The organism is Pseudomonas viridiflava (assembly GCF_900602065.1).
In the GTDB taxonomy this organism is placed as follows: Bacteria; Pseudomonadota; Gammaproteobacteria; order Pseudomonadales; family Pseudomonadaceae; genus Aquipseudomonas.
In genome coordinates, this window is sequence record NZ_UWFN01000343.1 from 1 (window position 1) to 311 (window position 311).

Below are 311 nucleotides of genomic sequence, written 5' to 3' on the forward strand. Positions count from 1 at the left end.
GGATGATGATATCCAGCTAGAAATTCAGCCGGTCGACATAGACATGGCGTCTGGCTTCGTAATCTTCGGTGGTGTCCTTGGGCAGCAGGACCGACAGGCGATCCTCCAGACCATCGAAGGATACCTTGCGGAAATATTCATCGATGGTCATGCCATCGGGGATCGGGAAGTTGGGCAGAAAGTGCGTGCCCAGCTTCACGTCGATGTTGCAGCGCTTGGCGATTTCGACGCTGTTGGTCAGCGCCTCGGGCAGGTCGCTGAACAGCTCGGCCATTTCTTCCGGACTTTTCAGGTACTGCTGATCGCTGTAG

Annotated in this window: 1 pseudogene; it reads right to left on the reverse strand. The window is 55.6% G+C overall.

Features of this window, described 5'->3' with window-relative positions:
* Positions 1 to 19: 19 nt before the first annotated feature.
* A pseudogene (locus tag EE949_RS25720) lies at positions 20 to 311 on the reverse strand (hypothetical protein); the annotation flags it as partial.